The organism is Variovorax paradoxus B4, assembly GCF_000463015.1.
Classification (GTDB): domain Bacteria; phylum Pseudomonadota; class Gammaproteobacteria; order Burkholderiales; family Burkholderiaceae_C; genus Variovorax; species Variovorax paradoxus_E.
Window position 1 is genome coordinate 1,279,132 of sequence record NC_022247.1, and the last position, 26,500, is coordinate 1,305,631.

Consider the following 26,500-nt stretch of genomic DNA (forward strand, 5'->3'; position numbering starts at 1 on the left):
GGAATGAAGTGGAGGAAACAAGGAGGGAAGGCCTCATTCGGCCTTGATGTTGGCGTCGCGCACGAGCTGGCCGTAGTGGTCGAACTCCTGCCTGTTCATCGCCGCGAAGGCTTCGCCGGTCAGCGTGCCGGGCTCGCCGCCCAGGGCTTTGATGCGCGTTTGCACGTCGGCCAGCTTCAGCGTGCGCACGAGCTCGGCGTTCAGCCGCTCGACCGCGGGCCGCGGCGTGCCGGCCGTCACATAGAGGCCGTACCAGGTGGACACATCGGCGCCCTTGATGCCCTGCTCGGCCAGCGTGGGTACGTCGGGCAGCTCGGGCGAGCGCTGCGGCGCGCTCACCGCCAGCGCGCGGAACTTGCCGGCCTTGATCTGGCCCATGGCGGAGGAGGTGCTGTCGAACATCATGTCGACCTCGCCGCCGATGATGTCGATGTGGGCCTGCGAGCTGCCCTTGTAGGGCACGTGGATCGACTTCATGCCGGTGGCCAGGTTGAAGGCTTCGCCGCCCACGTGCTGCGTGCTGCCGATGCCCGACGATGCGTACTTGAAGCCGCCCGGCTTGGCGCCCATGGCCGCCACCAGGTCCTTCACCGACTTGTAGGGCGAGCTGGCCGAGACCACCAGCACGTTGGGCATCACGGCCACCAGGCCGATCGGTTGCAGGTCTTTCAGCGGGTCGTACTTGAGCTTGAGGATGTGGGGCGCCACCGCCTGCGCGGTGTTGGTGGCCAGCAGCAGCGTGGTGCCGTCGGCCGCGGCGCGCGCCGTGAGTTCGCCGGCAATGGTGTTGGAGGCGCCGGGCCGGTTCTCCACCGTCACGGGCTGCTTGAGGACCGGCGCGAACTTGTCGGCCAGCACCCGCGCCAGGATGTCGGTGCCGCCGCCGGGCGAGGCGCCGACCATGATGCGCAGCGGCTTGTCGGGATAGGCCGGCTGTGCACCGGCGGTGCCGGCCATCAGCGCCAGCGCGGCCATGCTCGCCGCGCGGGCAAGAAAAGAAAGCTTCATCGGGGTGTCTCCTGCTTGTTTGGCGCGAGCTTAGGGAGCTTTGTGCGCCCGATCCAATCGAAAAAGTCCGAAACTCCATATACTTTTGTGCATGACCTCCGGTTCCGGCCTGACCGACGCATCGCTGATGCTCCATGTGCGGCCGCGCCAGCTGCTCCTGCTGGCCCGGCTCGACGCCCACCGCCACCTGGGCCGCGCGGCGGAGGCCATGAACATCAGCCAGCCGGCCGCCACCAAGCTGCTGCAGCAGCTGGAGGATTCGCTGGGCGAAAAGCTCTTCGAACGCCTCGCGCGCGGCATGGAGCCCACGCCCTACGGCGAAATCCTGATCCGCTATGCCCGCCGCGTGCTCAGCGACTTCGGCAGCGCCCGCGAGGAAATGCTCGCGCTGCGCTCGGGCCTCAGCGGTTCGCTGCGCGTGGGCAGCGTGCCGGGCGCCGTGCCCGAACTGCTGGCACCGGCGCTGGTCGAGTACCACCGCCGCCATCCGCAGGTGGCCGTGTCGGTGGTGGTCGAGACCAGCGACGTGATGCAGGCGCAGCTGGAGCAGGGCGATGTCGACCTGGTGCTGGGCCGGCTCACCGACGGCCATGACGAGGCGAAGTACGCGAGCGTGCCGCTCCTGGGCGAATCGCAGGTGGTCGTGGTGCGCACCACGCACCCGGTGTTCGAGCGCGCCACCGTCACGCTGGCCGAGATGGCGAACTGGTCCTGGGTGCTGCAGCCGCCGGGCTCGCCGCAGCGCGGGCGCTTCGAGGCGGCGATGCGGGAGGCGGGCATCCAGGCGCGGCTCGACATCATCGAAACGGCATCGCCCATCGCCATCACCGCCTTGCTCGAGAACTCCGACATGGCGGCCGTGATGCCGGCTTCGCAGGCCAGTCACTACGCCCGGCTGGGCGTGCTGCGCACGGTGCCGGTGGAGCTGCCGGTGCGCGTGCCGCCGATCTGCCTCGTCACCCGGCAGGACCGCGCGCTCTCACCGGCCGCGGCGCAGTTCCGGCGCCAGCTGCTGGGCGGCGCCTGAAGCCTTTGGATCGAGATTTTCCATGCTGTATTGCGTTAACTAGGGAATATCCTAGCCAACTGGTGCATGAAAGTACCAGGGCTGGCCAGCGAAGTACCAAACCCGCAAGCGCGTTTCTCCAGAATCCCGCCACGGCGACCCAAACAGAGGGCGTCGCTCACCTCTAGGAGACAACATGAAGCGTTTTCTGAAAGCGGGCCTCGTTCTCGCACTCGCCGGCACGGGGCTCGTGTCCCAGGCCGCCACCGAACTCGTGATCGCGACCGTCAACAACGGCCACATGATCGAGATGCAGAAGCTCACCCCCTTCTTCGAAAAGGCCAACCCCGACATCAAGCTCAAGTGGGTCACGCTGGAAGAAGGCACGCTGCGCCAGCGCGTGACCACCGACATCGCCACCAAGGGCGGCCAGTTCGACGTGATGACCATCGGCCTGTACGAGGCGCCGATCTGGTCGAAGAAGGGCTGGCTCCAGCCGATTGCCACCGACGCCGCCTATGACGCCGACGACCTGCTGCCCGCCATCCGCGCCGGCCTCTCGTACGAAGGCAAGCTCTACGCCGCGCCGTTCTACGGCGAGAGTTCGATGCTCATGTACCGCAAGGACCTGGCCGACAAGGTCGGCTTCCAGATGCCCGAGCAGCCCACCTGGGCGCAGGTGAAGGAACTGGCCGGCAAGATTCACGACCCGAAGGCCGGCGTGTACGGCATGTGCCTGCGCGGCAAGCCCGGCTGGGGCGACAACATGGCCTTCCTGACCACGCTGGTCAACACCAACGGCGGCCAGTGGTTCGACATGCAGTGGAAGCCGCAGATCGACACTAAGCCGTGGAAGGACGCGATCAACTTCTACGTCGACATGATGAAGGCCTACGGCCCGCCCGGCGCCTCGGCCAACAGCTTCAACGAGAACCTCGCGCTCTTCAACGAGGGCAAGTGCGGCATGTGGGTGGACGCGACCATCGCGGCCTCGTTCATCAGCGATCCGAAACAGTCGAAGGTGGCCGACAAGGTCGCGTTTGCACAGGCACCCGTGGCCGTCACGCCCAAGGGCGCCAACTGGCTGTGGACCTGGAACCTGGCCATCCCCGCCAGTTCGACCAAGGGCGCGGCCGCGCAGACCTTCGTGAAGTGGGCCACTTCCAAGGAGTACGTGAACCTGGTCGCCAAGGAGCATGGCTGGGCCACGGTGCCTACCGGCACGCGCAAGTCGACCTATGCGAACCCCGAGTTCCAGAAGGTCGCCAAGTTCGCCGCGGCCGAGAAGAAGGCCATCGACACCGCCAACCTCAGCGACGCCACGCTGCCCAAGTCGCCGTACGTCGGCGTGCAGTACGCGGCCATCCCCGAGTTCCAGGCCATCGGCGTGGCAGTGGGCCAGCAGATGAGCGCCGCGCTGTCGGGCAAGGTCACGGTCGATCAGGCGCTGAAGACCTCGCAGACGGCGGCCGAGCGCGAGATGAAGAAGGCCGGGTACTACAAGTAAGCCGGCTTTCTTTCTTGCTTCCTCCCCTTCCGGGGGAGGGCACCGGTGGGGCACGCGGCGCACCAATCGCCGCAGGGCTTGATCCGGAAGCCCCCATCCCCGCCTTCCCCCAGAGGGGGAAGGAGCCAGAGACAACGAGAAGGAACTTCCTCATGAAACGACTCCTGCCCCGGGCCCTGATGGCGCCCGCCGTGCTCACGCTCCTGCTGTGGATGATCGTGCCGCTCGCGATGACGTTGTACTTCTCGTTCGTGAACTACAACCTCATGCAGCCCGGCGAACGCACCTTCGCGGGCATCGAGAACTTTCACTACTTCGTCACCGATCCGGACTTCTGGCCCGCCACCTGGAACACGCTGATGCTGATCGGCAGCGTGATCGTCATCACGGTGGTGTTCGGCGTGCTGCTCGCGCTGCTGGTGAACGAACCCTTTCCGGGCCGCGGCATCGTGCGGGTGCTCCTGATCTCGCCCTTCTTCGTCATGCCCGCGGTCAACGCGCTGCTGTGGAAGCACATGATGATGAACCCCATCTACGGCATCCTGGCCGACGTGTGGCGCTTCTTCGGCGCCACACCGGTCGACTGGCTCACCGACGTGCCGCTGTTCTCGGTGATCGTCATGGTGGCCTGGCAGTGGCTGCCGTTCGCCTGCCTGATCTTCATCACCTCGCTGCAGTCGCTCGACCGCGAGCAGATGGAAGCCGCGCGCATGGACGGCGCGAGCACGTTCCAGCGCTTCTTCTACCTGACCATCCCGCACCTCGGCCGGCCGATGGCGGTGGTGATCATGATCGAGATGATCTTTCTGCTCAGCGTGTTCGCCGAGATCGCCATCACCACCAACGGCGGCCCGGGCAACGAGAGCACCAACATGACCTACCTGATCTTCAAGCAGTCGCTGATGAACTTCGACGTGGGCGTGGCCTCGGCCGGTGCGCTGTTCGCGGTGGTGCTGGCCAACATCGTGGCCGTGTTCCTGATCCGCATCATCGGCAAGAACCTGGACTGAAGGAACGACCATGCAACCCAGCAATTTCCTTCCGCAACTGTTGCGCACCGCCGGTGCGTGGGCCGTGGCGCTGCTGCTGTTCTTTCCGCTCGGCTGGCTGTTCCTCACGGCCTTCAAGACGGAGCTGCAGGCGATCCATGTGCCGCCGCTCTTCATCTTCGAGCCCACGCTCGGCAACTTCAGCGAAGTGCAGCGCCGCAGCGACTACCTGCTGTATGCGCGCAACTCGCTCATCACCAGCCTGGGCTCGACCATCATCGGCCTGTTGATCGCGGCGCCCGCCGCGTACTCGATGGCCTTCTTCCGCACGAAGAAGACGCGCGACATCCTCATGTGGATGCTTTCCACCAAGATGATGCCGGCCGTCGGCGCGCTGGTGCCGATCTACGTGCTCGCGCAGACCGCGGGCCTGCTGGACTCGCTGACCGCGCTCACGGTCGTGTTCACGCTGTCGAACCTGCCGATCATGGTGTGGATGCTCTACAGCGCCTACAAGGACATTCCGAACGAGATCCTCGAGGCCGCGCGCATGGACGGCGCCAGCCTGTGGACCGAGTTCCGCCACGTCGTGCTGCCGCTGTCGGTGGGCGGCCTCGCATCGACCGGCCTGCTGTGCCTGGTGCTGAGCTGGAACGAGGCCTTCTGGGCGCTCAACCTCAGCTCGGCCAAGGCCGGCACGCTGGCCACGCTGATCGCCTCGTACTCCAGCCCCGAGGGCCTGTTCTGGGCCAAGCTGTCGGCCGCCTCGCTGATGGCCATTGCGCCCATCGTCGTGTTCGGCTGGTTCAGCCAGAAGCAGCTCGTCCAGGGCCTGACCTTCGGCGCCGTCAAGTAAAGAAAGGGAGACATCTCATGGCCTACCTGCAACTCAAAGACATCAAGAAGAGCTTCGGCGACGTCGACATCATCAAGGGTGTGGACCTCGAGATCCAGAAGGGCGAGTTCATCGTCTTCGTCGGCCCTTCGGGCTGCGGCAAGTCGACGCTGCTGCGCCTCATTGCCGGGCTCGAGCCCATCACCAGCGGCAAGCTGCTGCTCGACGGCAAGGACATCACCTGGGCGCCTTCGGGCAAGCGCGATCTGGCCATGGTGTTCCAGAGCTATGCGCTCTATCCGCACATGAGCGTGTACGACAACATGTCCTTTGCGCTCAAGCTCGCGGGCGTTCCGAAGGCCGAGATCAGGACCAAGGTCGAGTACGCGGCCAAGACGCTCAACCTCACGCAGTACCTCGACCGCACGCCCAAGGACCTGTCGGGCGGCCAGCGCCAGCGCGTGGCCATCGGGCGCGCCATCGTGCGCGCCCCCAAGGTGTTCCTGTTCGACGAACCGCTGTCCAACCTCGATGCGGCGCTGCGCGGCAACACGCGCGTCGAGATCCACAAGCTGCACCGCGCGCTCGGCGCCACCACCATCTACGTGACGCACGACCAGGTCGAGGCCATGACGCTGGCCGACCGCGTGGTGGTGCTCAGGGACGGGCTCATCGAGCAGGTCGGCACGCCGCTCGAACTCTACGACCACCCGGCCAACCAGTTCGTCGCGCAGTTCATCGGCATGCCGTCGATGAACATGGTGGCGGCAAGCGCCATTCCGAGTTTTTCCGCCGCCACCGGCGGGCGCCTTCCGAGCGACGGCTTCCTGGGCGTGCGGCCCGAAGGCCTGCGCGTGCATCCGAAGCAGGCCGCCGCCGCGGGCGTGCCGGGCCGTGTCGAACTGATCGAGGCGCTGGGCGCCGACACGCTGATCCACGTCGACGTGGGCGGCGTGCCGCTGATCGCGCGCCAGAACGAGCGCACGCCGCTGCATGCGGGCGACGACGTGGCGGTCGAGCTCGATCCGTCGGTGCTTCATCTGTTCAACCGCGAAGGCCGTTCGGTCTCCGCTTGACTTCTTCCGGAACATTCCCGTGACCCTCGCAGCAGCGCCTCTCGATGCGCCAACTCCACCCCCCGCTCCTTCGGAGTTCATGGTGCTTCACCTTGGACTCGGCTCGTTCCATCGGGCCCACCAGGCCGTCTATTTGCAGCGGCTGATCGATGCGGGCGACACCCGCTGGTCGCTCTCGGGCGCCAACATCCGGCCCGACATGGCCGAGGTCGTCGCCGCGCTGCAGGCGCAGGGCGGGCGCTACACGCTCGAAACCGTGTCGCCGGCCGGCGAATATCGCTACGAACAGATCGAGGCCATCCGCGAAGTGCTGTCGTGGGAGCCCTCGCTGGCCGCGGTGGTTGCGCGCGGTGCGGCGCCGTCCACCCGCATCGTGTCCTTCACCGTGACCGAGGCCGGCTACTACCTCGACACCAAGGGCCGGCTGGACCTGTCGTTCGCCGATCTCGCGGCCGACATCGAGCGCGCGCGGCGCGGCGGTTCATGGAATGAGGGCGTCGAGGGCGTGACCATCTACGGCGCCGTCTGCGCGATCCTGCGCGCGCGCAAGGCCGCGCAGGCCGGCCCGGTGACGCTGCTCAACTGCGACAACCTGCGCCACAACGGCGACCGCTTCCGCGCCGGGCTGCTCGAGTTCATCGAACGCGCGGGCGATACCGGGCTGCTTGCCTGGGTGCAGGCGAACACCGCCTGCCCGAACGCGATGGTCGACCGCATCACGCCGCGCCCGCCGCCCGAGCTGCGCGCCCGCGTGAAAGCCGCGACGGGCCGCGACGATGCGGCCGCGATCACCGGCGAGAGCTTCATCCAGTGGGTGATCGAGGACAACTTCGCGGCCGGGCGGCCCGACTGGGGCCGCGTGGGCGTGGAGCTGGTCGAATCGGTGCAGCCTTATGAAGAGGCCAAGATCCGCATTCTCAATGCCACGCACAGCTGCATCGCCTGGGCGGGCACGCTGGCAGGGCTGAACTTCATCCACGAAGGCACGCACGACGCGGCCATCCGCAAGATGGCGTTCGACTACGTCACGGACGACGTGATCCCATGCCTCAGCCCGAGCCCGATCGACCTCGCGGCCTACCGCGACGTGGTGCTCGACCGCTTCGGCAACCCCGCGATCCGCGACACCAACCAGCGCGTGGCGGCCGACGGCTTCTCGAAGATCCCGGGCTTCATCGCGCCCACCGTGCGCGAGCGGCTCGCCGCGGGGCAGCCGATCGACAGCGTCGCGATGCTGCCCGCGCTGTTCCTGGCCTTCCTGCAGCGCTGGCATCGCGGCGCGCTGCCCTATGCCTACCAGGACCAGGGCATGGACGAGGCCGTGGCGCACGCGATCTGCGATGCCGCCGATCCGGTGCTCGCGCTGTGTTCGGACGTGGGCCTGTGGGGCGCCGCCGCGGGCGATGCGCGGCTGGTCGACGCCGTGCGCGCAGCGAGCGGGCGCGCGGCAAATTTCTTGAACCCTGGAGCAACGACATGAGCGAACGTTTGAAGAACCGTCACGTGCTGCTGACCGGCGCCGGTGGCGGCATCGGCCTGGCCGTGGCCGAGGCCTGCATTGCGGAGGGCGCGCGCTGCAGCGTGGTCGACCGCGCGGCGGCGGCGCCCGAGGCCGTGCGGGCGCTGCAGCAGCGCCACCCCGACAAGCTCGCCTACATCGCGGCCGACGTGACCGACACACAGGCCATCGCCCACATGCTGGCCGAGGCGCAGGTCGCCTTCGGGCCGATCCACACGCTGTTCAACAACGCTGCCGTGTTCGATCTGGCGCCGCTGCTCGACAGCGACGAGGCTTCGTTCGACCGCCTGTTCGCGGTCAACGTGAAGGGCATGTTCTTCGTGATGCAGGCCGTGCTGCGGCACATGGTGGAGGCGGGCACGCAGGGCGCATCGGTCATCAACATGGCCTCGCAGGCGGGGCGGCGCGGCGAAGCGCTGGTGTCGCACTACTGCGCGACCAAGGCGGCCGTCATCAGCTATACGCAGAGTGCCGCGCTGGCCATGGCACCGCATGGCATCCGCGTCAACGGCATTGCACCCGGTGTGGTCGACACCCCGATGTGGGACCATGTCGACAGCCTGTTCGCCAAGGCCGAAGGGCTGGCGCCGGGCGAGAAGAAGCGCCGCGTGGGCCTGGAGGTGCCGCTCGGCCGCATGGGCGTGCCGGCCGACATCGCGGGCGCGGCGGTATTCCTGGCCAGCGACGAGGCGCGCTACATCACGGCGCAGACCTTGAATGTCGATGGCGGCAATGTCATGAGTTGAGATGAAAGCTTGTTTGTCGATTCGTTGCGTTGTGGGGCGTTCAGGGCGCGATCACGCCGACGAGGTACGCGGCGAAGCGAATGTCCCCCGGCCCGCGGCCTCCTCCTGGATTTCGCTGCGCAAGGCACCCCATCGACGGGAGCGTTGGACAGAGCGGTCGTTGATCAGCGGTACACCCAGAGCGTGCCCTGGTGCACGGGGCATCGGGTGCTCCCCGCAGCGAAATCAAGGAGGAGCCGAAGGCGGGGGACATTCGCGCAGGGGAGTGCCCGGTGGCCTGTGCACGCGTCCCGAACAATCGCGCCCCGAACGCAAGACTTCCGTTGCATCACCCAATCCATGAACGAAGACTTCCATCTGTACCTAGACAGCGCCGACCTGGCTGAACTGCAGCTCTGCCTGCCGCACCCGGTGGTGCATGGCGTGACGACCAACCCGACCTTGCTCAAGCGTGCGGGCATCGGCCGCGGCGAAGTGCCCGGTTTGCTGAAACGCTGCATCGAACTGGGCGCGCGGCAGGTGCAGGCGCAGGTGTATTCGAGCGAGGTCGACGGCATGCTCGAAGACGCGGAGGCCTTGCTCTCGCACTTCGACCGGGGCCAGCTGGTCGTGAAGATTCCCGCCACGCGCCAGGGCCTCGACGCCGGCGCGCGGCTCATCGCGCAAGGCGTGCCCGTCACGTGGACGGCCGTGTATGCGCCCGAGCAGGCGCACTTCGCGGCGCAACTGGGCGCGGCCTATGCGGCGCCCTACCTCGGGCGGCTCGACGATGCCGGCGCCGATGGGCTCGCGCTGATTGCGCAGATGCAGGCGCTGGTGGCGCGGCGCCCTTCGTCGGGCACGCGGCTGCTGGTGGCCAGCGTCCGATCGCGCGAGGCGTATCTTTCGTTGCTGGCGCTGGGCGTGGGCGCGATCACGATCCCGCCGCGCCTCTTTGCCGAGCTGCTCGACCATCCCGCCACGCTGGCCGCCGAACGCGGCTTCCTGGCCGAGGCACGCGCCTTGTCCTGACAGAAGAGAATCCGAGAACCATGCGCATTGCACTCACGGGCGAAGCCCTCATCGATTTCACCGCCAGCGAGGCCGGCACGCTCGCGTTCCTGGGCCACGAGGGTGGCTCGCCGCTCAACACGGCCGTAGCCTGCGCGCGCCTGGGCCAGCCCACCGGTTTTCTCACGCAGCTGTCGACCGACCTGTTCGGCGAACGGCTCATGCGTTTTCTCGAACGCAACGGCGTGGGCACCCGCCTCATCCTGCGCAGCGATGCGCCGTCGACCCTGGCCTTCGTCGAGCGCACGCCGCAGACCAACCGCTATGCCTTCTACACGCGCGGCAGCGCCGACGCCACCTGGGCGCCCGAGCCGCTGCCGCAGTTGCCGGCGGAGTGCCGCTTTCTTCATTTCGGCTCGATCTCGCTGCTGCAGGAGCCGGCGGCCACGCGCATTGCCGAGCTGGTCACGGCCAATGCCGGACGCCGCGTGATCGTGTTCGATCCGAACGTGCGGCCCAGTCTGATTCCCGACATGGCCGCCTACCGCGAGCGCGTGACGGACTGGCTGGCCATGGCCGACCTGGTCAAGCTCAGCGACGAGGATGCCGAACTGCTGGCCCCCGGCCAGCCGGTCGATGCGCTGGCCGCGGAGTGCCTCCAGGCCGGCGCGCATGCCGTGATCGTCACGCGCGGCGGCGCGGGCGCCACGCTCTGGCGCACGGGGCACGCGCCGCTCGTCGTGGCGGCGCCGCGCGTCAAGGTGGTCGACACCATCGGCGCGGGCGACACCTTCACGGCCGGGCTCTCGGTTTCGCTGCTCGCGCACGGCGTCGAGCACCCGGCCCAGCTCGGCGAGCTGGGCGACGACGCCTGGCGCGAGGTGATGCGCTTCGCCGCCACCGCCGCCGCCCTCAACTGCACCCGCGAAGGTGCAGATCCGCCCACGCTCGAAGCGGTTCACGCCGCGCTGGCGCAGGAAGACAATGAGGCCGTCGCTTCCCGGCTTTGACCCCGTGCTGCCATGACAACGTCCACACGCAAACGCTCGATTCCCCGTCAGCGCCAACCCGAGCTGGAGCGCGACATTGCGCGCTCCCCGTCGCTGGGCTACGAGGCCCCCGAAACCGGCCTGGTGCGCTGCCTGGCGCACGGCTTCCCGAGCCCGCTGGTGCGATGGCACTTCCATGAAGACTACGAGCTGCACCTGATCACCGAGACCTCGGGCAAGGCTTTCATCGGCGACTGGATCGGGCCGTTCCAGCCCGGGCACCTCGTGCTCTGCGGGCCGCGGCTGCCGCACAACTGGATTTCGCTCGACGTGCCCGAAGGCGGCGCCGCGGGGCGCGACCGGGTGATCCAGTTCCGCCACGAGCCCATCGAGCGCGCCGCGGCCGAGATTCCGGAGCTGCGCGACGTGATGCAGCTGTTCGAACGGGCGCGGCACGGCATCGAGTTCTTCGGCATGTCGCAGCAGGCACAGACGCACTGGGACAACATCAAGGCCGCGCGCGGCGTGCGCCGGCTCGGGCTGTTCCTCGAGTTCATGGCCGACCTCGCGCAATGCACCGACTACCGGCTGCTCTCGAGCGTGCAGATGCAGGGTGCGCACGGCATCGAAGGCGATGCGCAGGTCGACCAGATCAACGACATCGTCAACCGCATCACCAGCAACATGGCGGAGCCGATCTCCATGTCGGACGTGGCAGCCGAGCTCGGCATGAGCGAAAGCCGCTTCAGCCGCTTCTTCCGGCGCTCCACCGGCAACAGCTTCACCGACTTCGTCAACCGCGTGCGCATCAACAGCGCCTGCCACCTGCTGATGCAGACCGACCACTACGTGACCGACATCTGCTACCAGGTCGGCTTCAACAACGTGGCCAATTTCAACCGGCGCTTTCTCGAGATCAAGGGAATGACGCCGAGCGAATTCAGGCGCCAGGCCGACACCCGTTTCGGCTGACGCCGGGACCACACGCTTTTTTTCAAGGCGCAATCAGGGAGCACCATCTTGTATCTGGGACTCGACCTCGGCACGTCCGAGCTCAAGGCGCTGCTGCTCGCCGACGATCACCGGATCGTCGGCGTGGCACGCGCGCCGCTCACGGTCGACAGGCCGCAGCCGCTCTGGTCGGAGCAGGCGCCGGGCCAGTGGTGGCAGGCGCTCGAACAGGTCATGGCGCAGCTGCGGGGCGCGCATGCCGGGGCGCTGTCTGCCGTGCGGGCCATCGGCCTGTCGGGGCAGATGCACGGCGCCACGCTGCTCGATGCCGCGGGCGAGGTGCTGCGCCCCGCCATCCTCTGGAACGACGGGCGCAGCGGAGCGCAATGCGAGGCGCTCACGCGCGCCGTGCCGCGCCTGGGCGAGATCGCGGGCAACCTCGCGATGCCCGGTTTCACTGCGCCCAAGCTGCTGTGGGTGCGCGAGCACGAGCCTGAAATCTTCGACCGCGTGGCGCGCGTGCTGCTGCCCAAAGACTGGCTGCGCTTCATGCTCAGCGGCGAGGCCGTCAGCGAGATGTCCGATGCGGCCGGTACGCTGTGGCTCGACGTCGGCGCGCGCGACTGGTCGGACGAACTGCTCGCGGCCGCCGGGCTCACACGCGGCCACATGCCGCGGCTGGTCGAGGGCAGCGAAGTGTCGGCGCAGCTCAAGCCCGAGCTTGCCGCGCGCTGGGGCGTGGGCAGCGGCGCTGCCGTGCCCATCGCCGGTGGCGCGGGCGACAACGCCGCCAGCGCCGTCGGCATGGGGCTGGTGGAACCGGGGCAGGGCTTCGTGTCGCTCGGCACCTCGGGCGTGGTCTTCGTCTCGACCGACCGCTTCCTGCCGAACCCCGCGCAGGCGATGCATGCCTTCTGCCATGCGCTGCCGAAGCGCTGGCACCAGATGTCGGTGATGCTCTCGGCCGCGAGCGCCGTGAGCTGGGCCGCCAAGACCTTCAGGTTCGCGGACGAGGCCGCGCTGCTCGAAGCGGCGGCGTCGGTCGCCCCCGCGCAGCGCGCGCGCTGCCCGCTGTTCCTGCCGTATCTCTCGGGCGAGCGTTCTCCGCACAACAACCCGAACGCGCAGGGCGTGCTGTTCGGGCTGACGCATGCGCACGGGCCGGCGGAGATCGCTTATGCCGTGGTCGAGGGCGTGAGCTTCGGGCTGCGCGATGGCTTCGACACCCTGCGCCTGCCGGCCGACATGCCGCTGCGCGAAGTGGCGCTGGTGGGTGGTGGCGCGCGCAGCGTCTGGTGGGGCCAGTTGCTGGCCGACATCTTCCAGGTGCCGCTCACGCTCTATGCGGGCAGCGAGACGGGCGGGGCGCTGGGCGCGGCGCGGCTCGCGTGGCTGGCCGACGGCGGCACCGTGGCCGAAGCTTGCACGCTGCCACCGGTCAGGCAGCAACTGGTGCCGTCCACCGAAGGGGCCGGCGCGCACAAGTCGCGGCATGCGCGCTTCCAGGTGCTCTACATGGCGCTGCGCGAGCAGTTTCGATCAACGTAGCGCGCAATGAAAAAGGGCCGCTTGCGCGGCCCTTTTTGTTTTGGTGAGCAGTAGAGCTCAGCGGGGCATTACATGCCCATGCCGCCCATGCCGCCCATGCCGCCCATGTCGGGCATGCCGCCGCCGGCACCGGCCTCGTCCTTCGGTGCGTCTGCGACCATGGCTTCGGTCGTCAGCAGCAGCGAGGACACCGAGGCGGCGTTCTGCAGTGCGGTGCGGGTGACCTTCGTGGGGTCCAGGATGCCCAGCTCGAGCATGTCGCCGTACGTGTCGTTCGCAGCGTTGAAGCCGTAGTTGCCCTTGCCGGCCAACACAGCGTTCACCACCACCGAGGCTTCGCCGCCGGCGTTGTTCACGATTTCGCGCAGGGGTGCTTCGATGGCCTTGAGCACCAGCTTGATGCCGGCGTCCTGGTCGGCGTTGTCGCCCTTGATCGAGTCGCCCACGGCTTGCTTGGCACGCAGCAGAGCCACGCCGCCGCCAGCCACGACGCCTTCTTCCACTGCAGCGCGGGTGGCATGCAATGCATCTTCCACACGTGCCTTCTTTTCCTTCATTTCGACTTCGGTGGCAGCGCCAACCTTGATCACTGCCACGCCGCCGGCCAGCTTGGCCACGCGCTCTTGCAGCTTTTCACGGTCGTAGTCGCTGGTGGCTTCTTCGATCTGCACGCGCACTTGCTTCACGCGGGCTTCGATGTCGGCCGCAGCGCCCGAACCGTCGATGATGATGGTGTTTTCCTTGCCCACTTCGATGCGCTTGGCTTGGCCCAGGTCGGCCAGCGTCACCTTTTCGAGCGTCAGGCCCACTTCTTCAGCGATGACCTTGCCGCCCGTCAGGATGGCGATGTCTTCCAGCATGGCCTTGCGGCGGTCGCCGAAGCCAGGTGCCTTGACAGCCACGACCTTCAGGATGCCGCGGATCGTGTTCACGACCAAGGTAGCCAGGGCTTCGCCTTCGACTTCTTCGGCAATGATCAGGAGCGGACGGCCAGCCTTGGCGACTTGTTCCAGCGTGGGGAGCAGGTCGCGGATGTTGCTGATCTTCTTGTCGAACAACAGCACGAAGGGGTTGTCCAACAGCGCCGATTGCTTCTCGGGGTTGTTGATGAAGTAGGGCGACAGGTAGCCGCGGTCGAACTGCATGCCTTCGACGACGTCGAGTTCGCTGTCCAGCGACTTGCCGTCTTCCACGGTGATCACGCCTTCCTTGCCGACCTTGTCCATCGCGTCAGCGATGAGCTTGCCGATGGTTTCGTCGCTGTTGGCCGAGATCGAGCCGACTTGCGCGATTTCCTTCGACGTGGTGGTGGGCTTGGAAGCCTTCTTCAGCTCGGCGACCAGGGCCGTGACAGCCTTGTCGATGCCGCGCTTCAGGTCCATCGGGTTCATGCCGGCAGCCACCAGCTTGAAACCTTCGCGAACGATGGCCTGGGCCAGCACGGTCGCGGTGGTGGTGCCGTCACCGGCGTTGTCCGAAGTCTTGGAAGCCACTTCCTTCACGAGCTGGGCGCCCATGTTCTGGAGCTTGTCCTTGAGTTCGATTTCCTTGGCGACCGACACACCGTCCTTGGTGACGGTGGGGGCGCCGAACGAGCGTTCGAGCACCACGTTGCGGCCCTTGGGGCCCAGGGTCACTTTGACTGCGTTGGCGAGGATGTTCACACCCTCGACCATGCGTGCGCGGGCTTCACCGCCGAAGACTACGTCTTTTGCTGCCATGTTTTATTACTCCGAATGGGGATGGATGGATTACTTCTCGACGACTGCGAACAGGTCGTCTTCCTTCATGACCAGCAGTTCGTCGCCGTCGACCTTGACAGTCTGGCCGCTGTACTTGCCGAACAGGACGCGGTCGCCGACCTTGACGGTCAGTGCGGTCAGGTCGCCCTTGTCGGTGCGCTTGCCCGGGCCCACGGCCAGGACTTCACCCTGATCGGGCTTTTCGGCGGCTGCGTCGGGGATGACGATGCCGGAGGCGGTCTTGGTTTCGCTGTCGATACGCTTGACGATCACGCGATCGGCCAAAGGACGAAGTTTCATTGCATCTCCTGGATAAGAAACGGGGTTGTGGTCGGGCGCCGGCGGGAAAGACCGGCAGCCCATCGACTGGAAGCGAGGCTTGTTAGCACTCATCAGCAGCGAGTGCTAATCATAAGGGCAATTGGCGGACTTTCAAGAGCGGGGAGTGGGGCAGGCGCAGAAGAAGCGGGCCCCGGCAGCCTTCCGGACGTGCCATGGGGAGGCGGGCCGCAGGGGGCAAGCTACCGTTACAACTGGTCCGTCGGCACGAACCAGGAGAACAGCAGCAGCTGCAGCCGCGTGAGCATGCTCGAATCGGGTTCGCTGTCGAGCACCTCGTTGTCCACGTCTCCGGTGCCTATCCATTGCACGTTCTCGCCGTCGGGCATCAGCACGACGCGGTAGACGCCCTCGATGTCGTCCAGCTGGTAGGCGTACAGCAATGCCTGCGCCAGCTCGAAACTGCGCACGCGAACGCCGAACTCGGTGTTCAGCCGCGCCGAGCGCGGGTCGAGGTTCATGGAGCCGAGCAGCACCCATTCGCGGTCGACCAGCGCCAGCTTGGCATGCAGGCGGCCGCGTGCCTTCTTGAGCAGGTCGCGGAACTGGCGCTTGCGCTTGAGCTGCTGGGTGCTGACCTCGTACAGGTTCACGCCCAGCTTCAGCATGTCGACGCGATAGCGGTTGTAGTTGATGTTAACCAGCGGCTCGTCGCTGTCCGCCAGCGAATTGGTGATGACGCTGATGCGCACGCCGCGCTCCCGGCCCTCCCGGATGCGGGCCATGCCTTCGTCGCCGGGAATGAAATAGGGCGAGATCACCACCACGTCCGAGCGCGCCGTGGCGGTCATCTCATGAAAACGCGCCGCCAGCGATTCGGCCGGTGACGCGAGGGTGCCCAGCGCCTTGTTGGGGCTGTCGGCCGCGGCATGGGCGTCGGCGCGCATCCATTTCACGCCGCCGATGTCGGCCAGCTGGGCGCCGAGCGGCGGATCGCCCATCAGGTCGGTGCCCTGCAGGGCGGCGGGCGGCGGGGCGTGGGCCGGCGAGGTGGCGGCTTCGAACTCGGACTTCAGCGCCTCGGGCGTACCGCTGGCGCTTGCAACCCGCTGGAGCGGGTAGACGACGTCGCTGTTCCAGTAGGTGTCGAAGATGCGGGCGGCTTCCGGAACCACGGGGCCGGCCATGATCAGTTCGAAGTCGATGAAGTTGGCGCCCTCGCTGCGCAGGAAATACTCGTCGGCCAGGTTGCGGCCGCCGGCGATGGCCATGGCGCCATCGGCCACGAAGAGCTTGTTGTGCATGCGATGGTTGAGGCGGCGGAAATCGCCGAAGAATTCCAGCCAGCGCGTGGCCGAGTGGTCGCGGGCGTTCACGAAGGGGTTGAACAGCCGGACCTCGGCGTTGGGTTCCGCGGCCAGGGCGAGCAGCAGGCGGTCCATGCCGGTCGTGTAGAAGTCGTCGAGCAGCAGGCGCACCCGCACGCCGCGCCGCGCGGCATCGCGCAGTTCGCGCAGCAGCAGGCGACCGGTCTTGTCGTTGCCGAGCTGATAGGTCTGCACGTCCAGGGAAGCCTGCGCCCGCCGCATCAGTTCGAACCGCGCATCGAGCGCATAGGACGCCTCCACCAGCGGCCGGACGCTCGACAGCCCGTCGTGCCCGGCGTTCAGGCTGGCCGCTGCGCGGCCGAGTGTGGTGGAAGGGGAGCCGGCAATCGACAGCGTCGGCGGCTCGGGCGTGCGCGGAGGAAGGCCGGCGCAGCCTGCGAGCACAACGGCGATGCCAGCGGCCACCAGCCACAGCGCCAGGCCGCGCAGCGCGGGAAACGAAGAGGCGATGAGCTTGTCGAGCATGGGGCCTGCGAACGCACACGACGTGCGGCCGGGATCGTAGCCGCTTTGCCTTGCGCCGCGCCCCGCCGCCCAGCCCATGCATTGCCTGAACGCCCCTTGCCGATTCGGGGAAATCGGAACAGATGAGACTTTATAACTATTAGAATGCGAATCGTTCTTAATAATGTTTCGGAGTGGAGAAGGAATGAAGAGGTTCATGGCGGGGCGCAAAGTCGCATCGGTGCTGGCAGGCTGCATGGCGATTTACGTGCATCACCAGGTTCTGGCCCAGACCGCGGCGCCCGGCGCCTTGCCGGAAGTGAAGGTCGATGCAAGCGCCGAGGCTGAAACCGCGACGTCGCCGGTGATCGGCTACCGCGCCAGGAACGCCGCAACCGCCACCAAGACCGACACGCCGCTGGCCGAAACGCCCCAATCGGTGACCGTGGTCACGCGCGACCAGATGGTGGACCAGGGCGCGGGCAATCTTCAGGATGCGCTCAACTATGCGGCCGGCGTGCGCTCCGATGCCTATGGCCTGGACTCCCGCGCAGACAGCTTTTTGGTGCGCGGCAGCGAGCCATCCGGCTACCTCGACGGGCTGCAGATGTATTCCTCCGGCTGGTACACCGCGACGGCGCGCCCCGACCCCTACACGCTGGAGCGCCTCGAGGTGCTGCGCGGGCCGGCGGGCATGCTGTTCGGCGCCGGCACCGCAGGTGGTGTGGTCAACATGGTCAGCAAGCGTCCGCAGCAGCAGACGTATCGCGAGGTGGGGGTGCAGATCGGCTCCTGGGGCCGCAAGCAACTGCAGGCCGACCTGACCGGCCCGTTGACGGCGGACGGTGACTGGTCGTACCGTTTGGTGGCGCTGCAGCGCAAGGCCGACACACAGGTGGACTATGTGCCGGACGACCGCTCGCTCATCATGCCCTCGCTCACCTGGCGACCCAATACCGGGACCTCGCTGACGCTGCAGGGCTTGTGGCAAAAGGACAAGACCGGCAGCACTTCGCAGTTCTTCCCTTGGCAGGGCACCATCCTGCCGAATGTCAACGGCCCGCTGCCGGTTAATCGGTTCATCGGAGAGCCGGGCGACGGCTACGACACCGAGCGCAAGACCTTCGGCTGGCTGTTCGAGCACAAATTCAACGACCAGTGGACTTTCCGACAGAACTTCCGCATGTCGCGGACGTTCAACGACTCGCACTACCACTACGGAGATTTCTTTTCGCTGCCCGGTGGCTGGGGGCTGGACCCCGTCGGCCAACGCCTGCTCGGCCGCGTCAATGACAAGTCGCTGACCTGGACCCGAATGACAGGGGTCGACAACCACGTCGAGGGCCACTTCAACACCGGCGCGCTACGCCATACGCTGTTGATCGGTGCCGAGTATTCGCGCCAGCGCCAGGACAAGCGCGAGGGCTCTGCCTACAGTTCCATCGACGCCTATGCCCCTGTCTACGGTATTGGATACGTGCCGGTAACCGAGTTCACCGACCGCCCCCGCACCACCCAGCGCAATGCCGGCGTCTACGTGCAGGATCAGATGAAGTGGAACAACTGGATCTTCGTTGCCGGCCTGCGCCATGACCGCAGCACCTCGGGGACCGCGGGCAGCGCATCGGAGACGACCAGCGCCGACTCGGGCCGACTGGGCGTGATGTACACACTGCCTTCCGGGTGGTCGCCCTATGTAAGCTTCACGCAATCCTTCACGCCCCAGGCCGGCACCGATGCCAATGGCATGCTGTTCAAGCCATTGCGCGGCGAGCAGGTGGAGGCCGGTGTCAAGTACCAGCCGGAGGGCTCGGCGACGAGCTTTACCGCCTCGGTCTACTCGCTCAAGGAAAAGAACCGCATCGTCTCCGACAGCACCAATCCGGACTACGGCCGCCAAGTCGATTCGACGAAGAACAAGGGGCTGGAGCTCGAGTTCAAAACTACCGTGGCGCGTGACCTCGATCTCATCGCCAACTACACATACATCGACGTCGATCACAAGCTCACCGACATGCCGCGTAACCAGGTGTCGGTCTGGGGCAAGTACCGCTTCTCCATCGCCGGCGTGCCGGGTTTCTCGGCTGGTGCCGGGTTGCGCTACATGGGTGGTTTCCGCGACGTGGAGGGCAGCAGCGTGGGACCGCGCCTGCCTGCCGTGGCCTTGCTGGACCTGATGCTTGCCTACGAGTCAGACAAGTGGCGTTACGCCCTGAACATCAACAATGCGGCCGACAAGACCTATTTCAGTACCTGTCTGGCGCGCGGCGACTGCTGGTACGGCTCGCGCCGCAACATCGTGGCAAGCGCGACCTATCGCTTTTGATATTTCCCTTTCGATGAGAGCAGCAACGACATGAACAGCCGAAAGATCAAGACCTGGGCCTGGGTGCACAAGTGGAGCAGCCTCGTGTGCACCGTGTTCATGCTGCTGTTGTGCATCACGGGTTTGCCGCTGATCTTCCATCACGAGATCGGTCACCTGCTGGGCACCGAGGTCGAATCGCCCAAGATGCCCGCGCATACGCCGCGCGTGAGCCTGGACCGCGTGCTCGAAACGGCGCGTGCGAAGCACCCCGACCGCGTGGTGCAGTTCGTTTCGCAGCCGGAGGACGACGACGGCCTGTGGTTCGTCACGCTCACGCCAACGCCTGCACCCACGGACGACTTCAAGTCGGTGGCGGTGGACGCGCGCACCGGCGCCGTGCTTGCGCAGCCCAAGCTCGACGAAGGCTTCATGTACGTGATGTTCAAGCTGCACGTCGACCTGTTCGCCGGCCTCGCGGGCAAGCTGTTCCTGGGTTTCATGGGCTTGCTGCTGCTGGTGGCCATCGTCTCCGGCGTGGTGCTCTATGCGCCGTTCATGCGCAAGCTCGACTTCGGCACCGTGCGGCGCGAGAAGCGCCCGCGCCTGAAGTGGCTCGACCTGCACAACCTGCTGGGCATCGTCACGCTGGTCTGGCTGTTCGTGGTGGGCTCCACCGGCATGATCAACACCTGGGCCGACCTGGTCATCAAGTACTGGCAGTACGACCAGCTCAGCGCGCTTCTCGCGCCCTACAAGAACGAGCCGACAGTGCCCGTGGCCCAGCGCGCATCGGTGCAGCGCTCGATGGAGGTCGCGCTCCAGCAGACGCCCGACATGAAGCTGTCCTTCGTCGCGTTCCCCGGCACGGCGTTCTCGAGCCCGCACCACACCACCTTCTTCATGCGCGGCAACGAACCCTTCACCTCGAAGCTGCTGCAGCCGGTGCTGGTCGACGCCAAGACGGCCCAGGTGACCGCGGCGCCGAAGATGCCCTGGTACCTGACGGCGCTGCTGGTGTCGCAGCCGCTGCACTTCGGCGACTACGCCGGCATGCCGATGCAGATCATCTGGGCGCTGCTCGACATCGCGACCATCATCGTGCTGGGCAGCGGGCTGTACCTGTGGCTCAAGCGCGGCAACACCGTGCCTGCCCCGGCCGCACCGGTGGCGGCAGGCCCCGGGCACAGGCCGCAGCATGGCGGGCAGCAGCCTGATCCGGCGCCTGCCATGAAGGTGCAGGCATGAAGCAGCGCCACAGCTTCTGGCACATGTGGGGCTGGCCGATCGTGCTCGGCGTGCTGACCACCTTCGGGCTGATCTCGGCGCTGTTCAGCGACGGCGGCCTGGGGGACATGCTGGCCTGGTTCGCGCTGGGTGTTCCCGTTGCCGTATCCGGCTGGTACGGCTGGCGCAGAAGAAGCTGAATCCGGCCCGATCGGGTTCCTGCTAGTACGGGCAAGGGCGTGCGCCGAAGCAGAATCGGCGCAATGAAGCCTGCATCTCTCGCCGTCGCCACAACCGCAACCGCCACTGTTGTTCGCCTGCTCCTGCTGGGAGCCCCGCTTGCCGCCCAGGCGCAGCAGCAGGAAGTGCAGTCGCAGCCCGACCGCGGCAGTCTTCCCCAAGTCACTGTCTCCACACCGCGCGGCGAGGTCGCTCCGTTCAACGTGCCCGGCTCGGTCGATCGCGTCGATGGCGCCGAGATGCGCGACAGCCGGCTGCAGGTCAATCTTTCCGAAGGCCTGGGCGGCGTTCCGGGCCTGCAGGTGCAGAACCGCATGAACTACGCGCAAGACCTGCAGCTGTCGATTCGCGGCTTTGGCGCGCGTTCCACCTTTGGCGTGCGCGGCGTGCGGCTGTATGTCGACGGCATTCCCGCCACGCTGCCAGACGGCCAGGGCCAGACCTCCAACATCGACATCGGCTCGCTCGATCGCATCGAGATATTGCGCGGTCCGTTCTCCGCGCTGTACGGCAACTCCTCCGGCGGCGTGCTGCAGGCTTTCACCGCATCGGGCGAGGGGGCGCCGCGGCTTGCGTACTCGGCGGCCGGAGGGAGCTTCGGCACCTGGCGCCAGTCGCTCCAGGCCAGCGGGTCGCAGGGCGCGGTCGACTACCTGCTGAATGCCAGCCGCTTCCAGACCGACGGCTGGCGCGAGCACAGTGCGGCACGGCGCGACATTGCGAACGGCAAGCTCGGCATCGCGCTGGACAACGGCGACAAGCTCACGCTGGTGCTCAACAGCGTGCGCGTCAGCGCGCAGGATCCGCTGGGCCTCACGGCCGACCAGTACGCGCTGGCGCCGCGCAGCGCGCCGCTCGCCACGCAGTTCGACACCCGCAAGACGGTGGAGCAGACCCAGGCGGGCCTGCTGTACGAGCGCCGAGTCAGCGCCGCGCAGTCGCTGCGGCTCATGGTCTATGGCGGCGAGCGCAAGACCGTGCAGTACCAGTCGATCCCGCCTTCGGCGCAGCAGAACCCGCTGCATGCGGGCGGCGTGATCGACCTCAAGCGCCAGTACGGCGGGGTCGATCTGCGCTGGACCGCCGCGCTGCAACTGGCCGACCGGCCGCTCGAACTGGTGGCGGGCCTGGGCTACGACAGCCTGCGCGAACAGCGCCGCGGCTACGAGAACTACCTCGGCCGCGTGGCCTCGCCCGTGCTGGGCGTGCAAGGCCGCCTGCGGCGCAGCGAGCGCAACGAGGTCTGGAACCTCGATCCCTACGCCCAGGCCACCTGGCGCCTCGCGGAGCAATGGACGCTCGAGGCCGGCGTGCGCCGAAGCAGCGTGCACTTCGATTCGCAGGACCGCTACATCGTGGGCGCCAACCGCGATGACAGCGGCAGCGCGCGCTACAGCAAGACGCTGCCCGTGGCTTCGCTGCGCTACCAGGCGACGCCCGATCTCGCACTGTATGGCTCGATCGGCCGTGGCTTCGAGACACCCACGCTCAACGAGCTTTCCTACCGCGCGGGCGGTGCCAGCGGGCTCAACTTCGCGCTGCGGCCCTCCGTCAACGACAGCGTCGAGCTGGGCGCGAAGGCGCGGCTGGGCGCAGGCTTGCTGACGGCGGCGCTGTTCCAGACCCGCACGCGCGACGAGATCGTGACCGACACCAACAGCGGCGGCCGCGCCACTTTCCAGAACGCGGGCCGCACGCGGCGCAACGGCTTCGAACTGGCCTGGCAGCACGAGACGGCCAGCCACTGGCGCACCCAGCTTGCCTACACCTGGCTTGACGCGCGCTACCGCGATGCCTTCTGCTCGCCGTCGCCCTGCGCGGCATCCAACACGGTGGCGGCGGGCAACCGCATTCCGGGCATTGCGCGGCAGTCGCTCTTTGCGTCGCTGGGCTGGGTGCCGCCCGAAGGCTGGCGGGCCGGCGTCGAGATGCGTGCGCTCGGACGCATGCAGGCCAACGACGTCAACACCGCCAGCGCGCCGGGCTATGCCGTCGCGGCGCTGTACGCCGGCTACCTGAAGAAATGGGAACGCTGGGAGTTCAACGCCTTTGCGCGCGTCGACAACCTGTTCGACCGCCGCTACGTGGGCTCGCTGATCGTCAACGAGGGCAACGCGCGCTACTACGAGCCCGCGCCGGGCCGCAACTGGACGGTGGGCCTGAGCGGCGCCTACCGCTTCTGAGGCTCAGACGCCGCCGTCCGTCATGCGGTACCAGCCGATCACGGCCGACACATAGAGGCGGCGCAGGCCATAGAGCGGGAACGGACGCATGTCCGATGGCTGCACCGGCAGCGCCTTCTTGTCCCCCGTGGCGACGTACTGCGCCAGCGCCTGGCCCATGCGCGTCTGCAGGCCGACCCCGCGGCCCTGGCAGCCGATGTCGATCAGCAGGCCCGGTGCGGGCTCGTGCAGGTGCGGCAGGTAGTCGCGCGTGATCGCGACATGGCCGCACCAGCGGTAGGCAATGGGCACGCCCGCCGCCTGCGGGAACAGCTTGGCGACCACGTGCTCCAGGTGCGACCAGTCGCCCGGCTGGCCGGCGTCGGGCTCGCGGAAGGTGCCGCGTCCGCCCATCAGCAAGCGGCCGGCGTGGTCCAGGCGGTAGTACAGCAGCAGGTTGCGCGCATCGGAAGAGACGTGGCCTTCGGGCAGCACGGTCTTGCGTGCCGCCTCGGGCAGCGGCTCGGTCGCGACCTGGAACGAGTTCGCGTTGATGATGGTCTTGCGCAGGCCGGGCCACAGGCCATCGGTGTAGCCGTTGGTGCACATCACCACGCGCTCGGCCGTCACGCGCGGGCCGCGCGCGGTGGCGGCCTGCCATTTGCCGTTGGCCTGGGTGAGCTGCGTCACGGGCGTGCCGGTGTGAATGACCACGCCGGCCGCCTGCGCCACGCGCGCCAGTTCGCGCGCGTAGCTCAGCGGCTGCACGCCGCCGCCGCGCGGATCGAGCCAGCCGCCGAAGTACTTGTCGGTGCCGAGCAGGCGCGCGGTCTCGTGGCGGTCGAGCTGGCGCGCGGCCACGCCCTGTGCTTGCCAGTCGTGCGTGCGGCGCTCGGCCAGCTGCAAGGCGGTCGGCGTGTGCGCGCCCTGGATCCAGCCCTGACGCGTGCGGGGCACGTCCATGCCATGCTTGTCGATCAGGTCGAACACCGCATCGGCCGTGCCCTTGGCAAAGTCGACCAGGCGCTGGCCTTCTTCGGGGCCGAACATGCGCAGCAGTTCGCTCGGATCGTGCTTGAGGCCCGGGATGACCTGGCCTCCGTTGCGGCCCGAGCCGCCGAAGCCGATCTCCTTCGCTTCGAGCACCACCACGCGCACGCCGCGCTCGGCCAGGTGCAGCGCCGTGCTGAGGCCGCAGTAGCCGGCACCGATGACGATCACGTCGGCCTGCGCGTCGGTGCCCAGCGGCGTGGTCGCCGGCGCGGGCGCCGCGGTGGCGGCCCAGAGCGACGGGGCGAGCGGAAAGAATTCCTGCGACGGGTTCGGCATGAAAGCCCTTCAGAGCGGATGGAGCACGCGGCGCAGGAAGTCCTGCGTGCGCGGGTTCTGCGGGTTGTTGAGCAGCTCGGCGGCAGGGCCCTGTTCGACGATCACGCCGCCGTCGATGAAGACCACGCGGTCGGCCACCTCGCGTGCGAACTGCATCTCGTGCGTGACCACCACCATCGTCATGCCGGTGCCGGCGAGCTTGCGCATCACCTGCAGCACGTCGCCGACGAGCTCGGGGTCGAGCGCCGAGGTGGGCTCGTCGAACAGGATGGCCCTGGGCCGCATGGCCAGCGCGCGCGCAATGGCCACGCGCTGCTGCTGCCCGCCCGACAGTTCGGGCGGATGCGCCGCGGCCTTGTCGGCCAGGCCGACGCTCGCGAGCAGCTCGCGGGCATGCACGATGGCGGCGGCGCGGTCTTCGCCCTTCACGTAGACAGGCCCCTCGATCACGTTCTCGAGCACCGTGCGGTGCGGGAACAGGTTGAAGCGCTGGAACACCATCGCCACCTCGGCACGGATGGCCTTGATCGACGCGTGCTGCCTGTCCACGCGCCGGCCATCGATGTCGATGCTGCCGCCCGAATAGCTTTCGAGCCCGTTGATGCAGCGCAGGATGGTCGACTTGCCCGAACCCGAAGGCCCGACGATGCAAACCACCTCGCCCTGCACGATCGAGGCGTCGATGCCCTTGAGCACATGGTGGCTGCCGAAGGATTTCTGCAGGCCGCGGATCTCGATCATTTCTTGCCCCGCTTCTCGAAGTGGCGCACCAGCAGGATGAGCGGCACGCACATGATGAGGTAGAGCAGTGCCACCAGCGAGAACACGGTGGCGTTCTGGAAGGTGGAGGTGGCGATCAGCTTGCCCTGCAGCGCGAGCTCGGCCACGGTGATGGTCGAGGCCTGCGACGAGTCCTTGAGCATCATGATCATGATGTTGCCGTAGGAGGGCAGTGTGATGCGGAAGGCCTGCGGCAGCACCACGCGCCGCATCGTGAGCCGCCAGCTCATGCCCATGGCCTGTGCCGCCTCCACCTGGCCGTGGTCCACCGCTTCGATGCCGGCGCGGAAGTTCTCCGACTGGTAGGCCGAGTAGGCGATGCCCAGGCCCAGGATGCCCGCCTGCAGCGCCGTCAGCGAGATGCCGAAGTCGGGCATCACGAAGTAGATGAAGAACAGCAGCACGATGATCGGGATGCCGCGCAGCAGGTTGATCACGCCCGCGCTGATCTTCGCGAGCAGCGGAATGCCCGAGACCCGCATCGCGGCCCAGACCAGGCCGAGCAGCGTGGAGATCACCAGCGAGCCCAGCGTCACCAGCACCGTGAGCTTGGCGCCCTGGAGCAGGATCGGCAGGAACTCCCAGACGTTGTGCAGGAAGGTGCTCATGAGCAGGGTCGGTCAGTGGGCAGGCAGAAAGTGCCGCTCAGCTGTTGAGACCCCACTTCTTGAGGATTGCGTCGATGCTGCCGTCGGCCTTGAGCTTGGTGAGTGCCGCGTTCACCTTGGCCATGGTCTCGGTGTCGCCCTTGCGCGTGGCGATGCCGATGCTGTTGACCATGGTGGGCTGGTAGGTCGTGACCATGCGCAGGTTCGGGAACACGTTCTTGGAGATCGCGTAGGCGGCGATGGGGTAGTCGAGCACACCCGCGTCGATGCGCCCGGCATTGGCGTCGCGCATCAGGTCGGCGGTGGTGTCGTAGAGCTTGACCTCGCTGAAGATGCCGAGCTTCTGCAGCGGCTCGACGAAGGCCGTGCCCACCTGCACGCCCATGCGCTTGCCCTTGAACTCGGCGAAGGTCCGGTAGGCGGTGGTGTCCTTCACGGGCACCACGATGCCTTCGCCGTAGCTGTAGATCGGCTGCGAGAAGTCCACCACCTCCTGGCGCACCGGCGTGATGAACATCGCGGCCGAGATCAGGTCGATGCGCTTGGACGTGAGCGAGCCGATCAGCGCCGAGAACTGCATCGGCTCGATCTGCACCTCGAAGCCCGAGGTCTTGCCGACGGCCTTGACGATGTCCGCCATGATGCCGTCGATGGTGTTGGTCTTGGTGTCGAGAAAGGTGAAGGGGTTGCCCGTGGGCGTGGACCCGACCTTGAGCACGGTCTGGGCCGAGGCCTGGCCGCCGAATGCGAGGGTCAGCGCGGCCAGCAGGAAGGCCGCGAGGGAAGAAGCGATTTTCATGGTGGGTTCCTCTTCAAAAAAAGACCGAATGCC

The 26,500-nt window shown here is 67.2% G+C and carries 23 protein-coding genes; 15 read left to right on the forward strand and 8 right to left on the reverse strand.

The annotated features are described in order from the left end of the window. Positions 1-33 precede the first annotated feature (33 nt). Positions 34-1,008 (reverse strand): Bug family tripartite tricarboxylate transporter substrate binding protein, encoded by a 975-nt coding sequence (locus tag VAPA_RS05730; RefSeq protein ID WP_021005821.1) that lies wholly within the window; start codon positions 1,006-1,008, stop codon positions 34-36. Between the two features lie 91 nt (positions 1,009-1,099). Between VAPA_RS05730 and VAPA_RS05735 the strand changes: the two genes are divergently transcribed. From VAPA_RS05735 to xylB, 11 genes are all read left to right on the forward strand, one after another. Further along, positions 1,100-2,035 (forward strand): LysR family transcriptional regulator, encoded by a 936-nt coding sequence (locus VAPA_RS05735; protein ID WP_021005822.1) that lies wholly within the window; start codon positions 1,100-1,102, stop codon positions 2,033-2,035. A 175-nt stretch (positions 2,036-2,210) separates the two neighbouring features. Further along, positions 2,211-3,521, forward strand: a complete 1,311-nt coding sequence (locus tag VAPA_RS05740; RefSeq protein WP_021005823.1) for an ABC transporter substrate-binding protein — start codon at positions 2,211-2,213, stop codon at positions 3,519-3,521. Between the two features lie 152 nt (positions 3,522-3,673). Beyond that, entirely contained in the window at positions 3,674-4,531 is an 858-nt protein-coding gene (locus VAPA_RS05745; protein WP_021005824.1) for a carbohydrate ABC transporter permease, read from the forward strand. Between the two features lie 10 nt (positions 4,532-4,541). Next, positions 4,542-5,366, forward strand: a complete 825-nt coding sequence (locus VAPA_RS05750) for a carbohydrate ABC transporter permease (RefSeq protein ID WP_021005825.1) — start codon at positions 4,542-4,544, stop codon at positions 5,364-5,366. 17 nt (positions 5,367-5,383) lie between these two features. After that, on the forward strand, positions 5,384-6,421 hold the full coding sequence (locus VAPA_RS05755; RefSeq protein ID WP_021005826.1) for an ABC transporter ATP-binding protein: 1,038 nt from the start codon (positions 5,384-5,386) through the stop codon (positions 6,419-6,421). Positions 6,422-6,500: 79 nt separating this feature from the next. Then, positions 6,501-7,901: a D-arabinitol 4-dehydrogenase gene (gene dalD, locus VAPA_RS05760; protein ID WP_021005827.1), complete on the forward strand. Its 1,401-nt coding sequence runs from the start codon at positions 6,501-6,503 to the stop codon at positions 7,899-7,901. Further along, positions 7,898-8,686: an L-iditol 2-dehydrogenase gene (locus VAPA_RS05765; protein ID WP_021005828.1), complete on the forward strand. Its 789-nt coding sequence runs from the start codon at positions 7,898-7,900 to the stop codon at positions 8,684-8,686. Before dalD ends, VAPA_RS05765 begins: the two co-directional genes overlap by 4 nt. Before the next feature lie 339 nt (positions 8,687-9,025). Next, positions 9,026-9,697 (forward strand): transaldolase family protein, encoded by a 672-nt coding sequence (locus VAPA_RS05770; RefSeq protein ID WP_021005829.1) that lies wholly within the window; start codon positions 9,026-9,028, stop codon positions 9,695-9,697. A gap of 20 nt (positions 9,698-9,717) precedes the next feature. Then, positions 9,718-10,686, forward strand: coding sequence for a carbohydrate kinase family protein (locus VAPA_RS05775; RefSeq protein WP_021005830.1), 969 nt, complete (start codon positions 9,718-9,720; stop codon positions 10,684-10,686). A 12-nt stretch (positions 10,687-10,698) separates the two neighbouring features. Further along, positions 10,699-11,637, forward strand: coding sequence for an AraC family transcriptional regulator (locus VAPA_RS05780; RefSeq protein WP_021005831.1), 939 nt, complete (start codon positions 10,699-10,701; stop codon positions 11,635-11,637). Between the two features lie 48 nt (positions 11,638-11,685). Then, positions 11,686-13,164, forward strand: coding sequence for a xylulokinase (xylB, locus tag VAPA_RS05785; RefSeq protein ID WP_021005832.1), 1,479 nt, complete (start codon positions 11,686-11,688; stop codon positions 13,162-13,164). Positions 13,165-13,232: 68 nt separating this feature from the next. Here xylB and groL read toward each other — a convergent pair whose 3' ends face one another. From groL to VAPA_RS05800, 3 genes are all read right to left on the reverse strand, one after another. Then, on the reverse strand, positions 13,233-14,885 hold the full coding sequence (gene groL / locus VAPA_RS05790) for a chaperonin GroEL (RefSeq protein WP_021005833.1): 1,653 nt from the start codon (positions 14,883-14,885) through the stop codon (positions 13,233-13,235). Positions 14,886-14,915: 30 nt separating this feature from the next. Next, positions 14,916-15,206, reverse strand: coding sequence for a co-chaperone GroES (locus VAPA_RS05795; RefSeq protein WP_021005834.1), 291 nt, complete (start codon positions 15,204-15,206; stop codon positions 14,916-14,918). Between the two features lie 227 nt (positions 15,207-15,433). Then, positions 15,434-17,038, reverse strand: a complete 1,605-nt coding sequence (locus VAPA_RS05800; RefSeq protein ID WP_021005835.1) for a phospholipase D family protein — start codon at positions 17,036-17,038, stop codon at positions 15,434-15,436. A 184-nt stretch (positions 17,039-17,222) separates the two neighbouring features. Between VAPA_RS05800 and VAPA_RS05805 the strand changes: the two genes are divergently transcribed. The 4 genes from VAPA_RS05805 (at position 17,223) to VAPA_RS05820 (ending at position 22,972) form a co-directional block, all read left to right on the forward strand. After that, a complete protein-coding gene (locus tag VAPA_RS05805) occupies positions 17,223-19,343 on the forward strand; it encodes a TonB-dependent siderophore receptor (RefSeq protein ID WP_021005836.1) in 2,121 nt (706 codons plus the stop codon). A 30-nt stretch (positions 19,344-19,373) separates the two neighbouring features. Beyond that, positions 19,374-20,570 (forward strand): PepSY-associated TM helix domain-containing protein, encoded by a 1,197-nt coding sequence (locus VAPA_RS05810; protein ID WP_021005837.1) that lies wholly within the window; start codon positions 19,374-19,376, stop codon positions 20,568-20,570. Further along, positions 20,567-20,749, forward strand: coding sequence for a hypothetical protein (locus tag VAPA_RS05815; protein WP_021005838.1), 183 nt, complete (start codon positions 20,567-20,569; stop codon positions 20,747-20,749). Before VAPA_RS05810 ends, VAPA_RS05815 begins: the two co-directional genes overlap by 4 nt. Positions 20,750-20,812: 63 nt before the next feature. Further along, positions 20,813-22,972: a TonB-dependent receptor gene (locus VAPA_RS05820; RefSeq protein ID WP_021005839.1), complete on the forward strand. Its 2,160-nt coding sequence runs from the start codon at positions 20,813-20,815 to the stop codon at positions 22,970-22,972. A gap of 3 nt (positions 22,973-22,975) precedes the next feature. Here VAPA_RS05820 and VAPA_RS05825 read toward each other — a convergent pair whose 3' ends face one another. From VAPA_RS05825 to VAPA_RS05840, 4 genes are read right to left on the reverse strand one after another with little or no spacing between them, the layout of a single operon-like run. Beyond that, positions 22,976-24,280, reverse strand: a complete 1,305-nt coding sequence (locus tag VAPA_RS05825; protein WP_021005840.1) for an NAD(P)/FAD-dependent oxidoreductase — start codon at positions 24,278-24,280, stop codon at positions 22,976-22,978. 9 nt (positions 24,281-24,289) lie between these two features. Next, entirely contained in the window at positions 24,290-25,021 is a 732-nt protein-coding gene (locus VAPA_RS05830) for an amino acid ABC transporter ATP-binding protein (RefSeq protein WP_021005841.1), read from the reverse strand. Beyond that, the gene (locus VAPA_RS05835; RefSeq protein WP_021005842.1) at positions 25,018-25,668 is read right to left on the reverse strand and encodes an amino acid ABC transporter permease; all 651 of its coding nucleotides are present in this window, start codon (positions 25,666-25,668) and stop codon (positions 25,018-25,020) included. Before VAPA_RS05835 ends, VAPA_RS05830 begins: the two co-directional genes overlap by 4 nt. 37 nt (positions 25,669-25,705) lie before the next feature. Further along, positions 25,706-26,467, reverse strand: coding sequence for an ABC transporter substrate-binding protein (locus VAPA_RS05840; RefSeq protein WP_021005843.1), 762 nt, complete (start codon positions 26,465-26,467; stop codon positions 25,706-25,708). Between the last annotated feature and the right edge of the window lie 33 nt (positions 26,468-26,500).